Source organism: Streptomyces sp. NPDC037273 (genome assembly GCF_055603625.1).
Window position 1 is genome coordinate 440,133 of the sequence record NZ_JBVJVO010000004.1, and the last position, 17,985, is coordinate 458,117.

15 protein-coding genes are annotated in these 17,985 nt (G+C 75.1%); 4 read left to right on the top strand and 11 right to left on the bottom strand.

The window, feature by feature from the left end; genetic code table 11:
• Positions 1 to 69: 69 nt before the first annotated feature.
• Entirely contained in the window at positions 70 to 1,518 is a 1,449-nt protein-coding gene (locus ACZ7G1_RS14185; RefSeq protein WP_470871125.1) for an MFS transporter, read from the top strand.
• Here ACZ7G1_RS14185 and ACZ7G1_RS14190 read toward each other — a convergent pair.
• Positions 1,482 to 2,480, bottom strand: coding sequence for an Lrp/AsnC family transcriptional regulator (locus ACZ7G1_RS14190; RefSeq protein ID WP_470871123.1), 999 nt, complete (start codon positions 2,478 to 2,480; stop codon positions 1,482 to 1,484). The two genes, ACZ7G1_RS14185 and ACZ7G1_RS14190, sit on opposite strands and share 37 nt — an antisense overlap.
• A gap of 272 nt (positions 2,481 to 2,752) precedes the next feature.
• Between ACZ7G1_RS14190 and ACZ7G1_RS14195 the strand changes: the two genes are divergently transcribed.
• Both ACZ7G1_RS14195 and ACZ7G1_RS14200 read left to right on the top strand, forming a co-directional pair.
• Positions 2,753 to 4,198: an MFS transporter gene (locus ACZ7G1_RS14195; protein ID WP_470871121.1), complete on the top strand. Its 1,446-nt coding sequence runs from the start codon at positions 2,753 to 2,755 to the stop codon at positions 4,196 to 4,198.
• Complete coding sequence (locus ACZ7G1_RS14200) at positions 4,195 to 5,391, top strand: M20 family metallopeptidase (protein WP_470871119.1); 1,197 nt, start codon at positions 4,195 to 4,197, stop codon at positions 5,389 to 5,391. Before ACZ7G1_RS14195 ends, ACZ7G1_RS14200 begins: the two co-directional genes overlap by 4 nt.
• A gap of 39 nt (positions 5,392 to 5,430) precedes the next feature.
• On the opposite strand, the gene ACZ7G1_RS14205 is transcribed toward ACZ7G1_RS14200, so the two are convergent.
• The 8 genes from ACZ7G1_RS14205 to ACZ7G1_RS14240 form a co-directional block, all read right to left on the bottom strand.
• Positions 5,431 to 6,198, bottom strand: a complete 768-nt coding sequence (locus ACZ7G1_RS14205; protein ID WP_470871117.1) for a VOC family protein — start codon at positions 6,196 to 6,198, stop codon at positions 5,431 to 5,433.
• Between the two features lie 187 nt (positions 6,199 to 6,385).
• Positions 6,386 to 9,130, bottom strand: coding sequence for a fumarate reductase/succinate dehydrogenase flavoprotein subunit (locus ACZ7G1_RS14210; RefSeq protein WP_470871115.1), 2,745 nt, complete (start codon positions 9,128 to 9,130; stop codon positions 6,386 to 6,388).
• Between the two features lie 80 nt (positions 9,131 to 9,210).
• Positions 9,211 to 9,999 (bottom strand): ABC transporter ATP-binding protein, encoded by a 789-nt coding sequence (locus ACZ7G1_RS14215; RefSeq protein ID WP_470871113.1) that lies wholly within the window; start codon positions 9,997 to 9,999, stop codon positions 9,211 to 9,213.
• The gene (locus ACZ7G1_RS14220; RefSeq protein ID WP_470871111.1) at positions 9,996 to 10,916 is read right to left on the bottom strand and encodes an ABC transporter permease; all 921 of its coding nucleotides are present in this window, start codon (positions 10,914 to 10,916) and stop codon (positions 9,996 to 9,998) included. The genes ACZ7G1_RS14215 and ACZ7G1_RS14220 overlap by 4 nt, the downstream gene beginning before the upstream one ends.
• A 17-nt stretch (positions 10,917 to 10,933) precedes the next feature.
• A complete protein-coding gene (locus ACZ7G1_RS14225; protein ID WP_470871110.1) occupies positions 10,934 to 12,283 on the bottom strand; it encodes an ABC transporter substrate-binding protein in 1,350 nt (449 codons plus the stop codon).
• 14 nt (positions 12,284 to 12,297) lie between these two features.
• The gene (locus tag ACZ7G1_RS14230) at positions 12,298 to 12,525 is read right to left on the bottom strand and encodes a 4Fe-4S dicluster domain-containing protein (RefSeq protein ID WP_470871108.1); all 228 of its coding nucleotides are present in this window, start codon (positions 12,523 to 12,525) and stop codon (positions 12,298 to 12,300) included.
• Between the two features lie 54 nt (positions 12,526 to 12,579).
• Positions 12,580 to 13,347 (bottom strand): GntR family transcriptional regulator, encoded by a 768-nt coding sequence (locus ACZ7G1_RS14235; RefSeq protein ID WP_470871106.1) that lies wholly within the window; start codon positions 13,345 to 13,347, stop codon positions 12,580 to 12,582.
• Positions 13,348 to 13,514: 167 nt separating this feature from the next.
• Complete coding sequence (locus ACZ7G1_RS14240; protein WP_470871104.1) at positions 13,515 to 14,465, bottom strand: MerR family transcriptional regulator; 951 nt, start codon at positions 14,463 to 14,465, stop codon at positions 13,515 to 13,517.
• A gap of 134 nt (positions 14,466 to 14,599) precedes the next feature.
• On the opposite strand from ACZ7G1_RS14240, the gene ACZ7G1_RS14245 reads away from it, so the two are divergent.
• The gene (locus ACZ7G1_RS14245) at positions 14,600 to 16,150 is read left to right on the top strand and encodes an alpha/beta fold hydrolase (protein ID WP_470871102.1); all 1,551 of its coding nucleotides are present in this window, start codon (positions 14,600 to 14,602) and stop codon (positions 16,148 to 16,150) included.
• Between the two features lie 31 nt (positions 16,151 to 16,181).
• On the opposite strand, the gene ACZ7G1_RS14250 is transcribed toward ACZ7G1_RS14245, so the two are convergent.
• The gene (locus ACZ7G1_RS14250) at positions 16,182 to 16,997 is read right to left on the bottom strand and encodes an ABC transporter ATP-binding protein (protein ID WP_470871100.1); all 816 of its coding nucleotides are present in this window, start codon (positions 16,995 to 16,997) and stop codon (positions 16,182 to 16,184) included.
• Complete coding sequence (locus tag ACZ7G1_RS14255) at positions 16,994 to 17,980, bottom strand: ABC transporter ATP-binding protein (protein WP_470871098.1); 987 nt, start codon at positions 17,978 to 17,980, stop codon at positions 16,994 to 16,996. The genes ACZ7G1_RS14250 and ACZ7G1_RS14255 overlap by 4 nt, the downstream gene beginning before the upstream one ends.
• Positions 17,981 to 17,985: the final 5 nt, after the last annotated feature.

Here is a 17,985-nt window from a genome sequence, read left to right on the forward strand (position 1 = left end):
AAGCCATTGATGTGCATCATGCACAAGCAAGGGAATACGGCACTACCGTGCAAGACCGAGGGAGAACCCGTGGACGGCTCCAAGCCCGACGCCCGACCCGAAGGCGTCGTCGGCGTCCTCGCGCTCGCGGGCATCGTGGCCGCACTCATGCAGACCCTGGTGGTGCCGCTCATCGGCGACCTCCCCCGACTGCTCGGCACCACCGCCTCCGACGCCTCCTGGGTGATCACCGCCACCCTGCTCGCCGGCGCCGTCGCCACCCCCGTGGCCGGCCGGCTCGGCGACACCCTCGGCAAACGCCGGGTCCTGCTCGTCTCGGTGATCCCGCTCATCGCCGGATCCGTCGTCTGCGCCCTCGCCTCCTCCGTCGTCCCGATGATCGTCGGACGCGGACTCCAGGGCCTCGGCATGGGCGTCGTACCCCTCGGCATCAGCCTGCTCCGCGACATCCTGCCGCCGGCGAAGCTCGGCGGATCCATCGCGCTCATGAGCGCCTCGATGGGCGTCGGCGGCGCCCTCGGCCTCCCGTTCTCCGCCGCCGTCGCCGAGAACGCCAGCTGGCGCGTCCTCTTCTGGGTCGCCGCCGCGCTCAGCGCCCTCGTCGGCGTCCTCATCTGGCGCGTCGCACCCGACGGCCGGCGCAACCCCGCCCCCGGCCGCTTCGACGCACCCGGCGCGGCCGGCCTCGGCATCGGACTCGTCGCCCTGCTGCTCGCCGTCTCCAAGGGCGCGACCTGGGGCTGGGGCAGCGGCACCACCCTCGGGCTCTTCGCCGTCGCCGCCGTCGTGCTCCTCGGCTGGGGCTTCTGGGAACTGCGCACCCGCGACCCGCTCGTCGACCTCCGCGTCACCGCCCGCCCGGTCGTCCTGATGACCAACCTGGCCTCGGTCCTGGTCGGCTTCGCCATGTACGCCCAGTCCCTGGTCGTGCCCCAGCTCTACCAGCTGCCCGAGGCCACCGGATACGGCCTCGGCCGGTCGATGATGGCCATGGGCCTCTGGATGGCCCCCGCGGGCCTGATGATGATGGCCCTCGCACCGCTCGGCGCCAAGCTGTCGGCCGCCCGCGGCCCCAAGGTCACGCTCTCCGTCGGCGCCCTGGTCATCGCCGCCGGATACGGCTCCTCGCTCGCCCTCATGGGCTCCACCTGGGGCCTGCTCGTCGTGACGCTCATCTGCAACACCGGCGTCGGACTCGCCTACGGCGCCATGCCCGCGCTCATCATGGGCGCCGTGCCGCAGCAGGAGACCGCCTCCGCCAACAGCTTCAACACCCTCATGCGCTCCATCGGCACCTCCGCATCCGCCGCCGTCATCGGCGTCGTCCTCGCCCAGCTCACCACCACCCTCGGCGGACACACCCTGCCCTCCGAGGACGGCTTCCGCGTCGCCCTCCTCATCGGCTGCGGCGTCGGCCTCGCCGCCGCCCTCGTCGCCGCCCTGATCCCGGCCGCCGCCCCCGCCGGCGACACCCCCGCCCCTCACCCCGCGACCGAGGAGAGCCCCGCGCGCTTGTAGGTACGCATCAGCAGCGCCGTCTCCGTCGACGTCACGTCCTCAAGCTGTGCGAAGACCCGGGCGGCGAACTCCTGGAAGTCCCGGGTGTCGCGGTGGCTGGAGTAGCCGAGGAGGCTGGTCCCGCCGCTGGTGACGACGAGGTGCCGGACGGACGGCTCGCGGGCCAGGAGGCGGATCGCCGGGTCCAGACCCCGGTGCGGGAACCCGAGCCGGAACCGGGCCTCCACCGGATAGCCGAGCACCGCCGGATCCGCGTGCAGCCGCAGGTGCAGCACGTGCGAGTCCATCAGCCGCGCCAGCCGCCGCCGGGCCGTGGTCTCGCCGACCCGCAGCTCCCGCGCCAGGCGGGTCGTGGACATCCGGGCGTCCCGGCCGAGGAGTCCGACGAGCCGCCGGTCGAGTTCGTCCACGGCCGGGGGCTCCGGCAGCGCCGTCCCCTCGACGGCGTGCCGGCGCACGGCCGTCGGCTCGTCGTCGTACGGGGCCCAGTCGCTGGTGGTGAGCAACAGCCGCAGGACCACGGCCGTGTGGATGTCCACGACCCCGTCCAGCCGGCCGATCACACCGTCCACCAGGGCGAGCAGCTCCTCGTGGCCGGGCGCGTGGAGCTCGACGAACACGTCGAGCGCCCCGGTGGCGACCTCCACCGACCGCGTCTCCTCCAGGCCCGCCAGCTTCAGCGCCACCTCGTGGACACGTCCGGGCGCGCACCGCACGGCGACCTCGGCCGTCACCCCCTCGTACTGGTACTCCGGTACGAGCGCGGCGACGAACGCCACCCGTCCGTCCGCCGTCATCCGCTCCAGGCGCCGCGCGACGGTCCGCTCGTGCGCCCCGACGGCCGCCGCCACCTCCGCGAACGGGGCCCGCGGATCGCGGTGCAGCACCTTCAGGATCCCGTGGTCCAGCGCGTCCAGACCCGCGCCGCCCGTGCCGTGCCGGACGTCCCGCTCGGCCGTCATCCCGTCCTCCCTCTCGTACGCCCCAGGTGCGCGCGGGCACCCCGCGACCGGCCGTCCCGGCCATGTCCGAGTGGACCCCACGCGCCGCCGTCATGCCCGAATCCGCCGCGGACACCCCTTCTCCCGCCGCAATCGTCCGTCTTCACGGTCAACTCTTGCCCGAAGTGCCGTCGGCTCGCCACATTGTGGTGCATCTTCCGCCCCCGCACCCCACCTCGGGCGGCCTCCCCTCCCCATCGAGCCCCCGCGGCCCTCCCGAAGAGGTAGTAGGCATGAACGACGCCGGTACCCGTACCGCCCCCGCACGAAGAAGAGCGGTCCGCGCCACCCCCGCCGGAGCCGTCATCGCCTCCGTCGCCCTCGTCGAACTGTCCAGCGGCATCACCCAGGGCTTCCTGTCACCGCTGCTCAAGGGGCTGACGGACACCCTGAAGGTCACGGCGGCGGACCTGAACTGGATCAGCATCGCGAACCTGCTCGCGAGCGTCGCGTTCACCCCGGTGCTCGCCCGCATGGGAGACCTCTACGGCCACCGCCGCCTGCTGCGCTGGAACCTGGCGATCGTGATCGCCGGCTCCGTCCTCGTCGGCCTCAGCCGCTCCTTCCCGGTGCTGCTCGCCGGGCAGATCCTGCAAGGAGCCATCGCCGGCTTCTTCCCGCTGCTCGTCGGCATCCTCCGCAACCGCCCCGAAGGCGGCGACGCCGAGAGCCGCCGGGGCATCAGCCACATGGTCGCCGCGCTGATCGGCGGCCTGACCCTGGGCCTGCTGTCCAGCGGCTTCATCGCCGCCTACGTCGACAGCCCCACCGCCGCCCTGTGGGTGCCCGCGATCGGCGCGAGCCTCGCGCTCGCCGTCACCTGGCCCCTGCTGCCCGAATCCGACGACCGCCCCGGCGGCTCCGTCGACTGGGCCGGCGCGGTGCTGCTCTCCACCGGCCTCGTCGCCCTGATGCTCGCCCTCGGACTCGGCGGCACCCCCGGCTGGGAGTGGACCTCCGCCCGCACCCTCGCCACCCTGGTCGGCGGCGCGCTCGTGACCGCGCTGTGGGTCGGCGTGGAACTCCGCACGGCCGAGCCCATGATCGACGTCCGGATGTTCCGGCGCCGCCCGGTGGTCGTGGTCTCCCTCGTCACCGTCACCTTCAGCTTCTGCATGTTCGGCCTCCAGGTCGCCCACTCCGTCTTCCTGGGCACCAGCCCCGCCGAGAACGGCTACGGCTTCGGCTACGGCCCCGTCGCCATCGGCCTCGGACTCCTCCCGAACCTGCTCGCCATGGCCGCGGGCGCGCTCGCCGCCCCCGCCGTCGCCGCCCGCCTCACGGACCGGCTCACCCTGGTCACCGGCTCCCTCCTGATGGCCGCCGGATACGGGATCGCGCTCGCCACCCACGCCTCCGCGCCGCTCTTCCTCCTCGGCACGGCCCTGGCCGGACTCGGCAACGGCTTCCTCCAGCACTCGACGCGCACGCTCGCCGTGGAGGCCGTCCCGCATGACCGCACCTCCGTCGGCTCCGGCATCAACGAGCTCCTCATCAGCGTCGGCGGCTCGCTCGGCGCCGCCGCGGTCCTCACCGTCTTCGCCGGTCACACGCCCGCCGGCCACACCCTGCCGGACCTCGGCGCCTACACCACCTCCTGGATCCTGTGCCTCGTGATCTCCCTCGCGGGCGCGGCGGCCTCCCTCCTCCACCGCCCCACGACCGAGGACGCCCGATGACGACCACCCCCACGACCCCCACGAGCGCCCGCGCACACAGCCGCACCGCCCTGACCCGCCACCAGGACACGGTCATCGGGCTCAGCCACGCCCTGCACGCCGACCCGGAGCTCGCCTACGAGGAACACCGCGCCGCCCGCCGCATCACCGACCTCGTCGAGCGCGCCGGCTTCGACGTGACCCGCGGCGCCTACGGGCTGCCCACCGCCTTCCGCGCCACCGCCGGAAGCGGCGACCTGGTCATCGCGATCTGCGCCGAGTACGACGCGCTCCCGGGCATCGGCCACGCCTGCGGGCACAACGTCAACGGCTCGGCGTCCGTCGCCGCGGCCCTCGCGCTCGCCCCGCTCGCCGACGACCTCGGCCTCACCGTCGCGCTCCTCGGCACCCCCGCCGAGGAGTCCGGCGGCGGCAAGGTCGACATGCTCCGCGCCGGAGCCTTCGACGACGTCGCCGCGGCGATGATGGTGCACGCCGCGCCGCAGGACGCCGTCGGCCTCACCACCCTCGCCATCAGCAGCCTCTCGGTCGCCTACCGCGGGATCCCCGCGCACGCCGCGGCCATGCCGCACCGCGGCGTCAACGCCGCCGACGCCATGATGATCGCCCAGGTCGCCATCGCCGCCCACCGCCAGCAGATGACCCCCGGCGCCGTCGTCTCCGGCGTCGTCACCTCGGCAGGGGACGCCGCGAACGTCATCCCGGACCGCGCCACCGCCACCTATGACGTACGGGCCGGCTCCAGCGAGGAACTCGCCGAGCTCCAGGCCCGGGTGCGGGCCTGCTTCGAGGCGGGCGCCCTCGCCACCGGCGCCGAACTCCTCCTGGAGACCGTCGGCAACGACTACGCCGACCTCCGCCAGGACCTCGCCATGGGCCGCAGCTACCAGGCCGCCGCCGAAGCCCTCGGCCGCACCGTCCTGCCCAACGACCCGGGACTGCGCGGCGGTTCGACCGACATGGGCAACGTCTCGCACGTCGTCCCGACGATCCACCCCTCCATCGGCTACGACTGCGGCGACACGATCATGCACCACCCGGACTTCACCCGGTACGGCACCACGGCCGCGGCCGACCGGGCCGTTCTCGACGGCGGACTCGCCATGGCGTGGACCGCCATCGACCTCGCCACCGACCCGGACCAGCGGGCCCGGCTCCTGGCCCGCCGCGCGGCCCGCACCGCCGCCCGCTGACCGGACGGGCACGGGGAACAGCCCCGTGCCCGCACCGGCTCAGTCCTTGGGTTCCTCCGCCGCCTCCAGGGCGAACAGCGCCCCGTCCGGGTCACGGACGACCACCCGGCGCCCGTCGGCGTCCTCGGAGCCGCGGACACCGCCCCACAGGCCGCCCGGCACGACCACGCCGCCGTGGGCCAGGACGGCGGCGGTGGCGGCCTCCGGGTCGGGGACGCGGAAGCGCACCAGCCAGCGGGGGCGCAGCTGGGGGCGGGGGTCGGTGGACTCCACCGGGCCGCTGTTGAGGCGCGCGACGGCGTCGCCGTCGTGACGGAGGACCACCTTGTCCTGCTCGTACGAGACCTCAAGGCGGCCCCCGGTGCCGGCCGTCCAGCGCAGGACCTCGCCGTAGAAGACGGCCGCCTCGAACGCGTCACGGGTGTGGAGCTCGACCCAGGCCGGCGCCGTGTGCTCGCCGATGTGCCAGCGGGATTCCGTACGGCCCTCCCAGACGCCGAAGGCCGCGCCCTCGCGGTCGGTGGCCAGGGCCGCCCGGCCGTCGGGCGGGTAGGCGACCGGGCCGACGCCGACGGTGCCGCCGCGCTCCCGGATGCGGGCCACCGTCGCGTCGGCGTCCGTCACGGAGAAGAACGCGGTCCAGGCCACCGGGACGGCAAGCTGCGCCGCCACCGGCGCGATCCCGGCCACCGGCACCCCGTCCAGATCGCCCACCGCGTACTCGTTCCCCGCGCCGCCCCGCCGGAACGTCCAGCCGAGCACCGCCCCGTAGAAGCGCTCCGCCGCCTCCAGGTCACGCGCGCTCAAACTCAGCCAGCACGGTGCTCCCACCGCTTCCCCGGTCGTCGTCGGCCCCGACACCGGCACCACCTCCTCGTCCTCGTCCCGCCTGTGTCCCAGCCTGCGCCCCTTCCCGGCCCCGCCGCCCGGCATGCGCCCGGTCACCCGGATGCCACCGCCCGTCACCCGCCCGGCCCCGCAGGCCCCTCGGCCGTCAGCCGGGGACCGGGGCGGCCGCGCGGGCGGCGTAGGCGCGGACGTCCGCGTCGGCGTCGCCGGTCGCGCCGGCGAGCGCGGTGCGAGCCGCGGGATCGTCCCGGTGGGCCAGGAGGGCGAGGACGGCGGCCTTGCGGACGTCCGCGTTCGGGTCGGCGAGGGCCTTGGCCAGGCCGGGAACGGCGAGGGCGCCGGGAGCCGCCCGGAGGGCCGTCGCGGCACCGGCCCGCACCTGCCAGGCGCCGTCCGCGAGCGCCGCCTCCGCCGCCTCGGCGAGGTGCGGCGGGCAGCCGGTGGCCGCAAGCGCGGCCAGCGCGGCTCCCCTGACCAGGGGATCGGCGTCGGCGAGCAGCGGGCCGAGCGGTTCCGGCGCCGGATCCCGCACGGCCGCGAGCCCGCGCGCCACCGCGACCCGGACCTCGCGCGCCGGATCGCCCGCGGCCGCCGTGAGTTCCGCGACCGCGTCCACCGCCACCAGCGCACGGACCGCCCGCACCCGTACGTCGACGGAGTCGTCGGCGAGCGCGCCCGCGTACAGCGGGGCGTCACCGAGCCGCAGCGCCCGCAGCACGTCGAGCACGGCGGCGCGCACGCCGGCGTCGGGCACACCGAGGGCCTCCCGCAGCCCCGCCCCGAGGACCGGATCGGCGGGCAGCACCTCGACGAGCTCGCGCAGCGCGGCCGAGGCCGCGGCACGCACCCGCGGGGACCCGTCCCGCAGCCGGGCGGCGAGCGCCGGACCCGTCCCCGCCGGCGCCGTCTCGCCGAGCGCGGTGACGGCCGCGGCCCGCACCTCCGGTTCTGCGTCGTCCAGGTACGGACCCAGCGCCGCCAGGTCCGGGGACTCCTCGACGAGCGCGAGCAGCCGCAGCAGCCGGGGGTGCGGGGCGCCGCCCGAGGGCGCGTCACCCGACGCCACGGGTTCGACGGCCGCCTTCGCGCGGGCCGCCGGGACGGCCTCGCGGGGCCCGGCGGTGGCGACCGGCACGAGGGCCACCTCGCCGATGTGCCGTTCCGGTCCGCCGGGGGGTGCGAACTCCGGCACGGGCACCACGTACGGCTCGACCGGCCGCGCGGTGAACTCCATGGCGCCGGACGGGGACTTGCGGAGGTCGAGGTGGTGCAGCCAGCCCTCGTCGTCCCGCTCGGGGTGGTCGAGCCGCTCGTGGTAGAGACCCCACCGGGATTCGGTCCTGGCCAGCGAGGCCCGGGCGGCCATCTCGGCGCAGTCCCTGATGAACGAGACCTCCGCGCACCGCATCAGCTCGTGCGGGGTGCGCGCGCCCATCCCCGCGATCTCCCCCGACATGCGGGTGAACGCCTCGACGGCCAGGGAGAGCCGGGCCCCCGTCTTGGGCGGGGACACGTAGTCGTTGACGAACCGCCGCAGCTTGAACTCCACCTGCGGCTGCGGCGGACCGTCGGGGTTCCGCAGCGGCCGGTAGACGAGCTCGTGCGCCTCCGCCAGCTGCCGCTGGTCCAACTCCCCCTCGTACGCCCGGTACTGGGCCGCGTCCTCGCCCGCCAGGTCACCGAAGACGAACGCGCCGATCATGTAGTTGTGCGGTACGGACGCCAGGTCGCCGGCCGCGTACAGGCGGGGCACCGTGGTCCGGGCGTGGGAGTCCACCCGTACCCCCGAGGCGGAGTGGCCGCCGCACAGGCCGATCTCGGAGATGTGCATCTCGATGTCGTGGGTGCGGTAGTCGTGCCCGCGGCCCGCGTGGAAGGTGCCGCGGGTGGGGCGCTCGGTGGTGTGCAGGACGGACTCGACGGCCCCGATGGTCTCCTCGGGCAGATGGCTCAGCTTGAGGTAGACGGGCCCCCGGTCCGAGGCGAGTTCGGCGGCGAACTCGGCCATCATCTGCCCGGACCAGTAGTCGGACTCCACGAACCGCTCGCCGTGCCGGTTCACCTGGTAGCCGCCGAACGGGTTGGCGACGTAGGCGCACGCGGGCCCGTTGTAGTCCTTGATCAGGGGGTTGATCTGGAAGCACTCGATGCCGGTGAGCGCCGCGCCCGCGTGGTACGCCATGGCGTAGCCGTCGCCGGCGTTCGTCGGGTTCTCGTACGTGCCGTACAGGTAGCCGGACGCGGGCAGCCCCAGCCGTCCGCAGGCCCCGGTGGCCAGGATCACCGCGCCCGCCCGGACGACCACGAACTCCCCGGTACGGGTGTGGAGTCCGGCCACCCCGACGGCCCGGCCGTCGTCCGGGTGGGTGAGGACGCGGACCGGCATCACCCGGTTCTCGATCCGGATCCGCTCCCGCATCTCGCGCCGCCGCAACTGGCGGTACAGCACCTTCTTCACGTCCTTGCCCTCGGGCATGGGCAGGACGTACGAACCGGAGCGGTGCACCTGCCGGACCGCGTACTCGCCGTGCTCGTCCTTCTCGAACTTCACCCCGTACGACTCCAGGCGCCGGACCATCGCGAAGCCGCGGGTCGCCGTCTGCCGGACGGTCGACTGGTCCACGAGGCCGTCGTTGGCGCGGGTGATCTCGGCGACGTAGTCGTCGGGTTCGGCCCGGCCCGGCACGACCGCGTTGTTGACGCCGTCCATCCCCATGGCGAGCGCGCCGGAGTGCCGGACGTGCGCCTTCTCCAGGAGCAGGACGTTCGCCCCGCGTTCGGCGGCGGTCAGCGCGGCCATGGTGCCGGCGGTCCCGCCGCCGACGACGAGCACGTCACAGGAGAGCTCGGTCGCGTCGGAGAGCTCGGGGACGGTCAGGGGGGATTCCACGGAATGCCTTTCGCAGCAGGCGGTCGGAAGGATCGGGGGCCGGCGGGGGAGCGGGGACCGGAGACCGGGGACCGGGGATCTCAGAGGGAGTCGAGGACGCGGCGGCGCAGGGCCGCCGTCGCGGGGTCGTTCCGCGCCTCCCGCACCCGCGGGCGCGGCACGTCGAGGACCTCCCCGGTGCCGAAGAGGACCACCCGGTCGCCCAGGTGGACGGCCTCGTCGACGTCGTGCGTGACGAAGACGACGGTCGCGCCCGTGCCGCGCAGGATCTCCACGAGGAGGTCCTGCATCCCGGCCCTGGTGTGCGCGTCGAGCGCACCGAACGGCTCGTCCATCAGGACGGCGCGGGGCCCGCCGGCCAGCGCGCGGGCCAGCTGGACGCGCTGCCGCTGCCCGCCGGACAGCTGGTGCGGCAGCTTGAGCGCGTGCTCGGCGAGCCCGACCCGCTCCAGCCACTCCCGGGCCGCGCGCCGCCGCTCGGCCCGGGGCATCCGCCGGATGGCCAGCGGCAGTTCGACGTTGGCGCGGACCGACCGCCACGGCAGCAGCGCGTCGTGCTGGAAGACGAGCGCCCGGTCGGCGCCCGGCCGCAGGATCGGCTCCCCGTCCTGCGTGACCCGCCCCTCCAGCGGCGGCAGCAGTCCCGCGAGCGTGCGCAGCAGCGTCGTCTTGCCGCAGCCCGAAGGACCGACCACGGTCACCAGCTCACCCGGGGCGATCCGCAGCCCCGAGGGCCCCGACACCTCGGCCGCACCGGGGCGCCCGAGCCGTACGCCGTGGAGGGCCAGTTCCGCGCCCGCGCGCTCCGGCCCGGGGCCGGCCGGGGCGGGCGTCCCGGGCGGGGCGGCGGAGGGACTCACGGTGCTCATCGAACCGGCTCCTTCTCGGGCACGGACACCGCCGGGGCGGCGGGGACGGAGGGGGAGGAGGACGCGGTGCTCGCGACGGCGGCGGTGTCCGTCGCGGACGCCGGGCCGGCCGGACGGGGCGCGCCGGGGATACGGGCGGGGCCCGCGGGGAGGTGGTCGTCGGGGCGCGGCAGCCAGGCGGTCAGCCGGCGGCCGAGGGTCTCCACGGCCGTCGAGGTGAACCAGCCGAGGGCGCCGATGGTCGCCATGCCGACGAACACGCCCGGGTAGTCGACGACCGTGTAGTCCTGCCAGGTCCGGTACCCCACCCCGTACTCGCCGGAGATCATCTCCGCCGAGATCACACAGATCCACGCGACGCCGATGCCCACCGAAAGACCGCCGAAGATCCCCGGCAGGGCACCCGGCAGCACCACCGAGAACAGCACCCGGACCCGGCCGCCCCCCATGGTCAGCACGGCCTCCTCCCACACCGGACTGAGCGCCCGCACCGCGTGCCGGGTCGACACGAGGACGGGGAAGAGGGCGGCGGCGCAGGTGATGAAGACGATTCCCTGCTCGTTGCTGGGCAGCAGCAGGATCGCCACCGGCACCAGGGCGATGGCCGGCACCGGCCGCACCACCTCCACCAGCGGGCCAAGCAGGTCGGCGGCCCACCGGGACCGGGCGACGGCCGTGCCGGCCGCCACCCCGAGGACCGCGGCGAGGAGGAAGCCGACCGCGATCCGGCGCAGACTGTGGCCCAGGTCCTGCCGGTACGCCTCCGTGCCGAGCCGGTCGGCGAACGCGGACGCCACCTCGACGACCGTCGGGAACTGGTCGAACCGCAGCCACGCCCGCACGTCGAGCGAGGTCAGCAGCTGCCACAGGCCGAGCGCCACGACCAGGGACGACACCCGCACAAGGCGCCGGCCCACGCCCCCGCCGCCCCCGCTCACGAGGCGAGCCTCACGGCGTCCGCGTACGCGACGATCCGCGAGCCCGCGTGCCCGGAGACGTACCGATCGGCGGCCGCCCGGGTCACGAAGGCGCGCCACTCGCCGCCGTCCGCGACCCACACGGCGCGGTCCGCGAACCAGGGCGTTCCGGTGACGGCGTCCGGCACGTAGGCCGCGCGCACGTCGGCGCCCTTCAGGGCCCGCAGGAGCGCGCCGGGGCTGTCGAAGGTGCGGGTCGACGCCTGCCCCCGCAGCCACAGTTCGGGCTTGGCCGCCGCGGCCTTCGGATACGCCGACGCGGGGACGGCGCGCCGCAGCGGCGCCGGGTCGACGAAGGCGTCGACGTCCACGTCCTTCACCAGGCCGGCTTCCTTCAGGACCGGCACGTCCTTCTTGAGCGCGGCGATCAGCTCGGGGCGGAGCGCCGGGTCGAAGGTGGCGACGCCCTGGGCGCCGTTGTAGAGGTAGACCACCTCGGCGGGCAGCCCCGTCTCCTTCGCCACCGACTCGGCGGCGGCCACGGGCCGGGCGCGGAGCTCGTCCGTCGCCCGCCGCTGTGAGCGCAGGAAGGCGTCGAGGACGCCGGGCCGCCGTGCGGCGAACTCCTCGCGGACGGTGACCCCGTGGAAGGTCGGCAGGTTCAGCTCGGCCCCGTCGTACAGGGCGGTCGCACGGCCCTGGAAGGCGAGCAGACCGGGCCAGGCGACGAACTGGGACAGCGCGTCGACGCTGCCGGCGGCGAGCGCCGAAGCGCCCACGCTCGGCTGCTGGTTGAGCTTGGAGACGTCCTTCGCGGGGTCGAGTCCGGCCCGGCGCAGGGCCCGGACCAGGGTGCCGTCGGCCGCCGAGCCGACACTGGTGGAGACCTTGCGGCCCTTGAGGTCGGCGAGCGACCTCAGCGGCGAACCGGGGGCCGTGACCACGGTGTTGAGGCCGCCCCGCAGGTTGTACCCGGTGACCGCGACGAGCCGGGTGGGCTCCTTGAGCTGCTTGCCGCGGGCCGCGTTGATCAGCAGCGGGAAGTCGCCCATCGAACCGATGTCGATCTTTCCGGCCGTCATCTGCGCGGTGATCGGCGCGCCGGTCGCGTAGTCCTGCCAGACGACCCGGTAGGTCACGCCGTCCTTCTTTCCGGCGGTCGCGAGCTCCTGCTCGAAGTAGCCGAGGGAACGGAGCAGGGTGCCGGCGGTGACGGTGTTGATGGTCTTGGACTGGTAGCCGACGGTCACGGTGACCGTCTTGGCGCCGGACGGCCCCGACGCGCCGTCGGCCGCGTCGCCGCAGGCGGTGACGGACGGGAGGAAGAGAGCGAGGGGGAGGGCGAGGGCGAGTCTTCGCGAACGCATGGGAATCGGACCTTTCACCGGAGCAGGTAGGGCATGTTGACGGTGACCGCGCCGGTCGGACAGCGGGCCGCGCAGGGGCCGCAGTACCAGCACTCGTCGACGTGCATGTACGCCTTGCCGTCGTCCTCGCGGATCGCGAGCGAGTCGAGCGGGCACATGTCGACGCAGAGGGTGCAGCCGTCGATGCACTTCGACTCGTCGATGGTCACGGGCACGTCGCCGCGCTGGGGGACCAGAGGCATGGCTGTCTCCAGGAAGGGGGTACGGGGAGGTGTGGGGCGCGCGGGCCCCGGGGGTCAGATCGAGCGGTGCAGCAGGCCGCTCATGGTGATGCGGTCGCCACGGAAGCGGATGAACTCCAGGTCCACCGGCCGGCCGTCGGGCAGACAGGTCAGCCGCTCCAGCATCAGGACCGCGGCCCCGCGCGGGGCCTGGAGCACGGCGGCGGAGTGCGCGTCGGCGTTGACGGCCTCCAGGGTGATCTCGGCGTGCCCGAGCGGGCCGCCGGTCAGCTCCTCCAGGAGCCGGAACACGTCCGTGTTCTCCAGGTCGCAGCCGAGGAGTTCGCCGCCGATGTCCATCGGCAGGTACGACAGGTCGAGCGAGAGCGGCAGCCCGTCGAGCCGCCGCAGCCGCTCGACGCAGAGCACGTCGGTGTGCTCGGGGAGCCCGAGACGGTGGGCCACCGGACCGGACGCGGTCACCGGCCCGACGGCCCTGACCTCGTTGGTGACCCGCCCGTGCTCGCGCAGGGTCTCCGCGAGCCCCTGCAGCCGGTCCAGGCCGTGCGGGTACTTCGCGCAGACCACCACCGTGCCCACCCCGGCCCGCCGTTCGACCAGGCCCTCGCCCCGCAGCAGGTCGAGTGCCTGGCGCACGGTGTTGCGGCTGGACCGGTAGTCCGCCGCGAGGGCGTCCTCCAGCGGAAGCACCCCGCCCGGGAAGCCGCCCGCCAGGATCTGGTGGCGCAGCAGGTCGGCGAGCTGCCGCGCCTGGTCGGCCCGGAGCCGCCTGCGGCGGGCGGCGGCGACGGGACGGGCGGCGGAAGCGGGTTCGGCGGGCATGGGACGGAACGTAGCGGGGGACCGCAGCCCGTGGTGTTGCCGCAGTATTGCGCCACCTGACACCGTGTGTGTACGTCTCTGACCTGCGGCGACATCGGGAAGGTGGCGAGATCCGCCACCTCGGCGCCCATCACGTGGACGGCCGGGCGTCCACCATGCGGGAGACCTCAGGCGCCGCGCGCCCGGACCTCGGACCGGAGCGCGACGGACAGGTGGTGGTGGAGGAGGCCGAGCACCGGCTCGTCCGGCGCGAAGAGCCCGGCCGCGAGCTTCCAGTAGCGGCCGATCACCGGGCCGTCGTGGCGGGCGAGGAGACCCACGAGGCGGCGCCGGAAGGCCGGGCTGTCCGGCTCCCCGCGCGCGTGCGCGTAGGCGGAGACGAAACAGTCCAGGGCGCCGCCGTCCTCCGGGGCCCGGCCGTCCCGCGACTGCGCGGCGGCCAGCGTGTACGCCTCGCCCAGGCCCTCGTACAGCACGGTGGGCCGGTACTCGCCGTCCGGGAGCGGGGGCGCGGGCCGGTGTTCCGCCGTGGCGAGGCGGGGGTCGGTGACCAGCGCGTGCAGCCGGGCGAAGGCCAGCACCTGCGCCGGGCCGGGTTCCCGGGGCGGCTGGGGCACGACCGCGTCGAGTACCGTCGACACCACCCGGCGGGGGAGCCGCGCCGGCAGGGCGCGCCGCCAGAACCGGGCCAGCGCCTCCGTGTCGGGCGGGAGGGGTACGGCGCCGATGAGGCGCAGCCGCTCCGCGCGCTCTCCGGTGGCACAGTCCCGGAGCAGCCGCAGGGACGCCTCGCGCCACCTGAGCTCGGCCAACTGGTCGCTCAGCTGCCCCAGCCGGCCCTCGACGACCTCCTCCAGGACGTCCTCGCGCAGCGCGTCCTCGGGCGCGCCGGACGCGGGCAGGACGCGTTCCACGTCGGGGACGGGGAGGTCGAGGGTGCGCAGGGAGCGGATCAGCCGGAGCCGGTCGAGTGCCTCGGGCCCGTACCTGCGGTGTCCGCCGGAGCTGCGGACCGCCTCGGGGAGCAGGCCGCGGTCGGAGTAGAAGCGCACGGTCTTCACCGTGACGCCCGCGTGCTCGGCGAGCTCTCCGATGCTCCACAGACCGTCCGACAACACGAAGCGAACCTCCAGGGTGGTCAAGAGCGGCCGAGGGCCCGTTCATTGTCGCCGGAAGACGTGGCTTGAATCTCCCCCGGGGGGAGTTCCTAGCGTGACGCGGGACATCCCCGAGAAGACCCGAGGAGACGCTCATGACCGCGTTCGTGCTGGTGTCCGGCCCCTTCACCGGCGGCTGGGTGTGGGAGGAGACCGCCACCCGGCTCCGGGCGGCGGGAGCGGAGCCGTACCCGGTGACCCTGACCGGCATGGGGGAACCGCACGGTGAGGCAGGGGCCGGGATCGGGGAGGGGATCGGGCTTGAGACCCACGTCGAGGATCTGGTGCGGCTGATCGACGGCATCGAGGCGCCCGAGGTGGTGCTCGTCGGCCACGGGTACGCGCTGCACCCGGTGTGCGGCGCCGCCGACCGGCGCCCAGGGCGGGTGGCCCGGATCGTCGCCCTCGACACGGCCCTCCCGGAGAACGGCCGGCCCGCCGTGGGCTCCGTGCCCGACCCGGAGGTCAGGGAGCGCCTGGGACACAGGCCGGGCGACGGGCCCGCCGGGGGCGGGGAGCCCGGAGCGGTGCCGCCGCCGGCCGGCGAGGGCTGGCGGCGCTGGGGAAGCACCGAGGGGATCCCCGCCGACGCGCTGGAACGGCTGGACCGCCTCGCCGTGCCCCAGCCCTCCGCGACCCTCACCGAGCCGCTCGGGCTCGGCGGCGCGTCGGGCGCGCTGCCCGTCACCGGCGTGCTGTGCACGGGCAACGGGTCGAGCATCGACATGGTGGAGATGCTGGTCGCGTCGGGGCCGCCCCAGTTCCGGGCGCTCGCCGACGACCGGGTCCGTTTCCTCGAACTCGCCACCGGACACTGGCCGATGCTCTCCACCCCGGCGGAGCTGGCCGAGGTCCTGCTCGGCGCGGCGGCGGGCGAGGGGCACCGGGTGACCGCGCCCGAGGACGCCCAGGAGCAGCCGACGCACCTGCAGCCGTTCCTCATGGACCTGCCCGAGGTGCCCCGCGAGCGACGGGGACGGGTCGACCTGCACCTCCCGGCCGGCGCGTCCGCCGCCGGCGCGCCCGCGCCCGCCGTCGTCTTCGTCCACGGCGGTCCCGTCGCGCCCGACCAGCGCCCCACACCGCGCGATACCCCGTTCTTCCAGGGGTACGGCCGCTACGCGGCGAGCCGGGGCGCGATCGGGGTGACCGTGGACCTCCGGCTGCACGGCATCGGCGACTACGGGATCGCCGCCGAGGACCTCGCCGAGGCCGTCGAACTGGTCCGCGCGGACCCGCGCGTCGACGGTGAGCGGATCGCGCTGTGGTTCTTCTCCACGGGCGGTCTGCTCGCGGCGGACTGGCTCGCCGCGCCGCCGCCTTGGCTGCGCTGTGTGGCGGCCTCGTATCCGGCGCTCGCGCCGCTGCCCGGCTGGGAGGCGGTGGAACGGCGCTTCCGCCCGGTGGACGCCGTGGGCGCGGCGGACGGGCCGCCGGTCGTCCTGACCCGGGCGGGACGCGAGCACCCGTCCTTCGCGGAGACCGTCCGGGAGTTCCTGGACGCCGCCGGGAAGAAGGGCGCGGAGGTGGAGGTCGTCGACGTGCCGCACGGACGGCACGGCTTCGAACTGACCGACCCCACGGACGAGTCGAAGGCGGCCGTGGCGCGCGCGATGAGCGCGGTCCTCGGCCGCCTGCGGGACTGAACCGGGCGGAAGAGCCGGGCGGCAGGACCGCTCAGGCCGGGATCTGACCCTCCGTCACCGGCCGCTCCGGGCGCCGGTGGCGGCGGGGCACGGAGTCCAGGAGGAGCCGGGTGTACGGGTGCTCGGGGGAGCCGAGGACCTGTTCGGCGGGGCCGTGCTCCACCACGGAGCCCGACTTGAGCACCATGACGTCGTCCGCGATGTGCCGGACCACGGCGAGGTCGTGGGTGACGAAGAGGTAGCCGACCCCGGACTCCTCGCGGATGGTGCGGAGGAGCTCGATGATCTGCGCCTGGATCGACACGTCGAGCGCGGCGACCGCCTCGTCGAGGACGAGGACCCGGGGCTCGACCGCGAGGGCGCGGGCGATGGCCACCCGCTGGCGCTGGCCGCCGGAGAGGCCGCGGGGCAGCGCCTCGGCCTCGCGGGCGCCGAGGCCGACCTGGTCGAGGAGTTCGGTGACCCGGGTGCGGCGGGCGGCGGCGTCGAGCGGGGTGTGCAGCCGCAGCACCTCGTCCAGGCAGCCGGAGACCGTGACGCGCGGGTCGAGCGAGAGGTACGGGTCCTGGAAGACCATCTGGATCTCGCGGGCCCGGGCGAGGCGTTCGGAGCGGCCGCGGGGCCGGGCCGAACGGTCCCGTCCGTCGAGGCGGACGCTGCCGCCGTCCGGGCGTTCCAGACCCACCAGCATGCGGACGGTGGTCGTCTTGCCGCTGCCGGACTCCCCGACGATCGCCAGCGAGGCGCCGGGGGAGAGGGTGAACGAGACGCCGTCCACGGCCGTGTGGGCGCCGTACCGCTTGCGCAGGCCCTCGACGACCAGTCCTTCCTCGGTCGAGTCGGTCACAGCGTGATCCCTTCGTCGGCGCGGTGGCAGGCGGCGAGCCCGACGGCGTCCGCGGCCAGTACGGGTGGCTCCTCGTGGCAGCGCGCGATCGCGTGGGCGCAGCGCGCGGCGAAGGCGCACCCGGCCGGTGCCTCGGCGAGGGAGACGGGCCGGCCCGGGATGGGCCGGGGGGCCGGCGCGCCGGGCTCGATGCTCGGCGTGCAGGCGAGCAGACCCGCCGTGTACGGGTGGCGCGGGTGGTCGAACAGTTCGTCGGTCGACCGGGTCTCGACGATCCGGCCCGCGTACATCACGTACACGCGGTCGCAGACCGAGGCGGCCAGTTCGAGGTCGTGGGTGACGAACAGCATGCCGGTGCCGCGTTCGGCCCGCAGCCGGGCGAGGATCGAGATGATCTCGGCCTGGGTGGTGACGTCGAGCGCCGTGGTCGGCTCGTCGGCGACCAGCAGGTCGGGCTCGCTCGCGAGGGCCGCGGCGATGACGACCCGCTGGAGCATGCCGCCGGAGAACTGGTGCGGGTGCCGGCGCAGGGCACCGCGCGGATCGCGGATGCCGACCGCCGCGAGGAGCTCCTCGGCCCGCGCGGTGGCCTTGGCGGCCGGGGTGCCGGCGGCCCGCAGGCCTTCGGTGAGGAAGTCGCCGACGCGGCGCAGCGGGTTGACGGAGGCGCGCGGGTCCTGGAAGACCATCGACACCCGCCGGGCCCGCAGCGCGGTGAGCGCGGCGCGGTCCATGGTGAGGACGTCCTGCCCGGCGACCATGACCCGGCCGGTGGTGCGGGCGCCGCCGGGCAGCAGCCCGAGGACGCTGCGGCAGGCCACCGACTTGCCCGAGCCGGACTCGCCGACGAGGCCGACGGTCTCCCCGGGCCGTACCGTCAGGCTGACCCCGTCGAGGATCGGCCGGGCGGCCCGGTCGCCGGCGAGGCGGACGTCGAGCCCGTCGATCTCCAGGACCGGCGCCCCATCCGTCTGTGCGGTCATGCCGT

Bases quoted from the DNA above. Each gene is read 5' to 3' on its own strand.
- ACZ7G1_RS14190 (WP_470871123.1), bottom strand. From the start codon at position 2,480: ATGACGGCCGAGCGGGACGTCCGGCACGGCACGGGCGGCGCGGGTCTG.
- ACZ7G1_RS14215 (WP_470871113.1), bottom strand. From the start codon at position 9,999: ATGAGCACCGTGAGTCCCTCCGCCGCCCCGCCCGGGACGCCCGCCCCG.
- ACZ7G1_RS14255 (WP_470871098.1), bottom strand. From the start codon at position 17,980: ATGACCGCACAGACGGATGGGGCGCCGGTCCTGGAGATCGACGGGCTC.
- ACZ7G1_RS14195 (WP_470871121.1), top strand. From the start codon at position 2,753: ATGAACGACGCCGGTACCCGTACCGCCCCCGCACGAAGAAGAGCGGTC.
- ACZ7G1_RS14225 (WP_470871110.1), bottom strand. From the start codon at position 12,283: ATGCGTTCGCGAAGACTCGCCCTCGCCCTCCCCCTCGCTCTCTTCCTC.
- ACZ7G1_RS14235 (WP_470871106.1), bottom strand. From the start codon at position 13,347: ATGCCCGCCGAACCCGCTTCCGCCGCCCGTCCCGTCGCCGCCGCCCGC.
- ACZ7G1_RS14230 (WP_470871108.1), bottom strand. From the start codon at position 12,525: ATGCCTCTGGTCCCCCAGCGCGGCGACGTGCCCGTGACCATCGACGAG.
- ACZ7G1_RS14200 (WP_470871119.1), top strand. From the start codon at position 4,195: ATGACGACCACCCCCACGACCCCCACGAGCGCCCGCGCACACAGCCGC.
- ACZ7G1_RS14245 (WP_470871102.1), top strand. From the start codon at position 14,600: ATGACCGCGTTCGTGCTGGTGTCCGGCCCCTTCACCGGCGGCTGGGTG.